3 protein-coding genes are annotated in these 4910 nt (G+C 32.2%); all 3 read left to right on the top strand.

What is annotated here, in order from left to right; translation table 11 throughout:
* The coding region (locus AB1Z17_RS00570; protein WP_368049848.1) for a SusC/RagA family TonB-linked outer membrane protein at positions 1-2249 on the top strand (2249 nt) is incomplete at its 5' end.
* A gap of 11 nt (positions 2250-2260) precedes the next feature.
* Positions 2261-3928 (top strand): SusD/RagB family nutrient-binding outer membrane lipoprotein, encoded by a 1668-nt coding sequence (locus AB1Z17_RS00565; RefSeq protein ID WP_368049847.1) that lies wholly within the window; start codon positions 2261-2263, stop codon positions 3926-3928.
* Between the two features lie 283 nt (positions 3929-4211).
* Positions 4212-4688 carry a D-alanyl-D-alanine carboxypeptidase gene (locus tag AB1Z17_RS00560; protein ID WP_368049846.1) on the top strand — a complete coding sequence of 159 codons (477 nt, stop codon included), beginning with the start codon at positions 4212-4214 and terminating at the stop codon, positions 4686-4688.
* Positions 4689-4910 lie beyond the last annotated feature (222 nt).

The following is a 4910-nucleotide window of genomic DNA, read 5'->3' as shown; positions in this document are numbered from 1 at the left end:
ATGGTGCTGGTAAAGATGGAATTTTTGGAGCAGATTTAAATGAAGTAAAAGGAAATGGTTCTTGGGGACCAAAATTTGATGGTTCACAACAATTGTACTATAATGGTGAAAATAGACCTTATGTAGCACAACCTGATAATGTTGAGAATTTCTTCGAAACAGGATCAAATATCGTTAATACTTTGGCAATAAGTAAAAGTACAGAAAACTCTTCACTGCGTTTTTCGTATTCTAACTCATCAATTCAAAGTATTCTACCAAATTCTGATGTTGATAGAAACAATTTCAACTTAAGAGGGTTTAGTAAAATAACTGATAAATTTTCTTTGGATGCAAAAGTTACTTATTTCTTACAGGATGCAAAAAATCGTCCATCTCAAGGTACGGAAGGTATAATGGCTTATTTATATGGTTTAAATAGAAATATTGATATAAACGATTTAAAAACATATCAAAACCTAGACAATGGATATGGTGTAATTTCTGCTACAAATAGTGGAGGAAACCCATACTGGATTCTTAACCAGGATAAAAACGAAGATAGTAGAAAGCGTTTTTCAGGTTTTGCAAAAGCTCAATACGATTTTTCAGATGCCTTTAAAGCATTTGTGAGAGTGGGTACTGATGTTGTTTCTCATGACACTGAAAGCTATAGTGCAGTGGGGCATCATTTTTATCCAGCAGGTAGAATAAATTATACAGCAAGTGATCGTTCTGAAACAAATTATGATTTATTATTAATGTATAATAAAGATCTTAATGAAGATTTTAATTTAGCGGTTAATGCTGGTGCAAATGCATTGCATTCTACAGTTAGATCATCAAGAATTGCAGGTTCTGATTTTAAAATTCCTGGTAAATACTTTATTGGTAATACAGATCCTTTAAAATTAAGTGTAGGTCAATCTGATTTAATCGAAAAGAAAGTAAACTCTGTTTACGGATCCGCTTCTTTAGCGTATAAAGGAATGGCTTATTTAGATGTAACAGGAAGAAATGACTGGTCATCTGCACTTTCAAGTGAAAATAGATCTTACTTCTATAAATCTGCAAGTTTAAGTATGTTGTTAGATAGAATGTTTGATTTCCAAGATTCAAATATTAATTTAGCAAAACTACGTTTAAGTTATGCTAATGTTGGTAATGATACCGATCCTCAACAAATTATTAATTTATTTAATGTTGCTTCAAATGGTTATTTAGGAAACACTACTGTTTCTCGTCCAAACATTAAATTTAGCGAAAGTTTACGACCAGAAGATGTAACTTCAACTGAAGTTGGTTTTGAAATAAAAGCCTTGGGAAATAGATTATTCGCAGACTTTACTTATTATTCTATTACTTCAAAAGATTTAATATTTGATGTGCCTGTTGATCCAGCAACTGGTTATAGCTATTTTAGAGAAAATGTTGGTGAAATTTCAAATAAAGGTTTTGAGTTTTTAGTAGGAGGTACTCCAATTAAAACTGAAGACTTCCAATGGGATGTAACTTTTAATTTATCTAAAAACGAAAATAAATTAGTTAGTTTAATTGATGGTCAAGATTTTTTTCAATTTAGTTCTACAAATGGAGGAACAATTGATGTAAGAGCCCAAGTTGGAGAAGGGTTTGGAGATATTTATGGTAAAACATGGAAAACTACTGATGATGGTCAATTGTTATTAACAGCAACAGGTCGCCCACAAGCTAGTGAAGAAAGAGTTAAGTTAGGGAACTACCAACCAGATATGACAGGTGGATTTACCAATACATTTAACTACAAAGATTTTGCTTTAAACTTTTTAGTTGACTTTAGAATTGGTGGAGAAGTGTATTCTGGTACTGATGCTGCTTTAGACGCAAGAGGTGTTACTAAGAAAACACTTCAATATAGAGAAGGTGGAATAACTGTTGAAGGTGTTTGGGATGATAATGGTACATTAAAACCTAACACCACAAATATTAGTGGACAAGATTATTGGGGGGCAGTAAGTGGTATTGCTTCTGAATATATTATTGAACAAACAAATGTTCGTTTAAGAGAGGTAAGTTTATCTTACAATTTCCCAAGAGCCATTCTTGAGAAGACATTTGTTAAAAATGCATCTTTAAGTTTAACAGGAAGAAATTTATTCTTTTTATATAAGAAAAGTGATAATTTTGATCCAGAAGCTAGTTATTCAACAAGTAACTTTGCACAGGGAGTATTGTTCTACAACTTGCCAACAACAAGTAGTTTAGGTTTAAGTTTAAATGTTAAATTTTAATAATTTTTAAAATGAGAAATATAAAAATAACAATATATAGTGTTTTAATGTTCTTCACTTTCTCTTGTACAGGAGACTTTGATGAAATAAACACAAACAATCAGGGGTTTGAATCTTCTGATTTAAGTGCTAAATTCTTTATAACAGAAGCACAATACAAATTATATGCACCAGATCGTTACCCATATTGGAGAGCACATTTAATTCATGCAGATAGATATGCAGGTCATTTTACATTTGGAAGTAATATTTCATGGTGGAATGATGGACTAGGATATAACTATAGTGGAGGTTATACAGATGCCGCATGGGGCTGGTTAGCTGGTTACTTTGGAAACGTTAAATCTTTTATGGATTTAACCAAGACCGGTGGAGAGTTTGAGAATGAAAATATGTATGCAATGGGTTTAATTATGAAATCGTTATACTATCAAATGTATACAGATACGTTTGGAATGCTTCCATATAGTGAAGCAGGAGTAGAAGGTAATTTAACACCCAAATACGATTCTCAAAAAGATATTTATAAAGGTATTATTGAAGATTTAGATCAAGCAATGACAATCATTGGCGACAATGAAAGAACAGGCACTGGTGTTGCAGATGTTAATGAGAATGATGTTTATTGTGGTGGAGATTTACAAAAGTGGAAAAAGTTAGCAAATACACTTAAATTAAGAATTGGTATGCGTGCATTAGGTGCTACTGGAGATGATTTTGCAGCAAGTGCTATTAATTCAGCTTTAAATTCGCCTTTATTAGATGATGCCTCTGGAAGTGTTACAATGGAAAAAGATATGATTATTGGTCAATGGGGAAGTGCTGCCTATGGAGATGTATGGCATAATTTTGTCGGTGGTGGATCTTGGTCAGTTGGAGCTACTCTAATTAATCAATTAAAACACACTCAAGACCCAAGACTTGCTGTATATGCTTCACCGGCAAAAGGTGGCGAATTTACATTTGAAGGTACAGGAGCAGAGTATCAAGAAAGATTAAGTTTCATATTAGCAACATTAGACAATGCTGGAGCTACTTATACAACTAGTGCTTCTGGAGATGTTACTACTTTAAATGTTGATGCTGGTCAGTATATTGGACAACCTACAAGGTTAAATGGAGATATAAAACCATTGGTTAAGCTTGATTTGTTTAGCGCACCGGGTGAATTAGTAATTCAAAAAACGGGTGAAGGTGTTGGTGCATATCCAGAAATTATTTTAACAAGTGCAGAGGGTTATTTTTTACAAGCTGAAGCAGCAGTTAGAGGAATGGGATCTGGAGATGCTCAATCATTATTTGCAGACGGAATTAGAGAAGCAATGAAATTGTGGAATATATCTGATGGAGATATTGAAACCTATATTAGCTCACAAGGTGCGGCAAATATTAGCATAGGCACAATGGATGAAAAATTAGAGAAAATAGCGACTCAACGTTGGTTGGTAAGTTATACTGATGGTTTTGAAGCTTGGGCTGTAGTTAGAGATTCGGGTTACCCAACTGAGTTAGCTCAAGGTGTTTCAAATTCAATTATTTATGAATTAGGAACATTAGGAGGTGACTATCCACAACGTATGCGTTATGGAAGTGGAGCACAAAATAATCCTAATTACGGATCAGCGGTATCTGAACAAGGTGAAGATGTGCAAGCAACTAAATTATGGTATGCTAAATAAAAGAGCATAAATCTTAAAGCCTTTTAAAGGTTTTATAAATTCTAATTAGCCAAAACTTATTTTAATTAATGAGTTTTGGCTAATTTTTTTAAATGATTTAAGTCACTAATAATTTTACTTAGAACTCTTAGCTTTTTAGATGGCTATGAAGAATACTATTTCAAAATGTTTTTCATTTATTTTTTTGAATAAATCGTAATCTTTTATAGTTCATTGATAAAAGGGGACCAGAAACCTTATAAAAACGGGGAGTTATTTTGAAAATCCTAAAGAGTAAAAACAGGTGCTAATTGGCTTTACGAGTCAAGGATGGATTAACGAATATGGAATTGATTTTGAAAAAGTGAAGCGGAAATTAGTTGATGCTGGGGAATGGTTAAATATGATGATAGCCTATGTTAAAGTGTCTTCTGAAGAGGGTAATGAGAGCTCAATTTTAGTTACATTAAAAGAAGGTAAAGCCGTTAATAAAGGAGTGAAAAATAAAGCAAAAAAATATTTTAAAGGTTTTGTTTTGTACAATCCTAAAACCTACAAAGAAATAATAAACCATAATGAAGGTTCTTATTTTACACCCACATCAAATACAAAACTATTTACATTTTATTCGGCATATAATGTGTTAGGCAATTCAATAAAAAGTTTAGAATATATTAAAACAAAAGATTCTTTAATTGTAAAAGGAACTGCCGATCCTGCATTATTGTATTACGGAAAAGACAGCAACAATGTTGTAAATTTTATAAAAAAGACAACATAGTCCAGTTTACCTGTTAAATGAAAAGATTGAAGACGAGATTTTTAGTCAAGGATGGTCTAGGGAGGATTACCTATACTATTATATGTTTGAAAAAAATTACTTCCTATATTCGGAAATTTGGCAATCTATAGTTTAAAGCAAGATACTTTACTAATGAGTCCTAAGTTCTTAAAAAATCGGGTTTCAATAAAAGATACCATAAAAACAACTAGAGATTTTGAT

The organism is Lutibacter sp. (assembly GCF_040883305.1).
In the GTDB taxonomy this organism is placed as follows: domain Bacteria; phylum Bacteroidota; class Bacteroidia; order Flavobacteriales; family Flavobacteriaceae; genus Lutibacter.
This window is presented reverse-complemented; position numbering and strand designations above follow the sequence as displayed.

Coding starts and splice junctions, on each gene's coding strand:
- AB1Z17_RS00565 (WP_368049847.1), top strand. CDS start 2,261: ATGAGAAATATAAAAATAACAATATATAGTGTTTTAATGTTCTTCACT.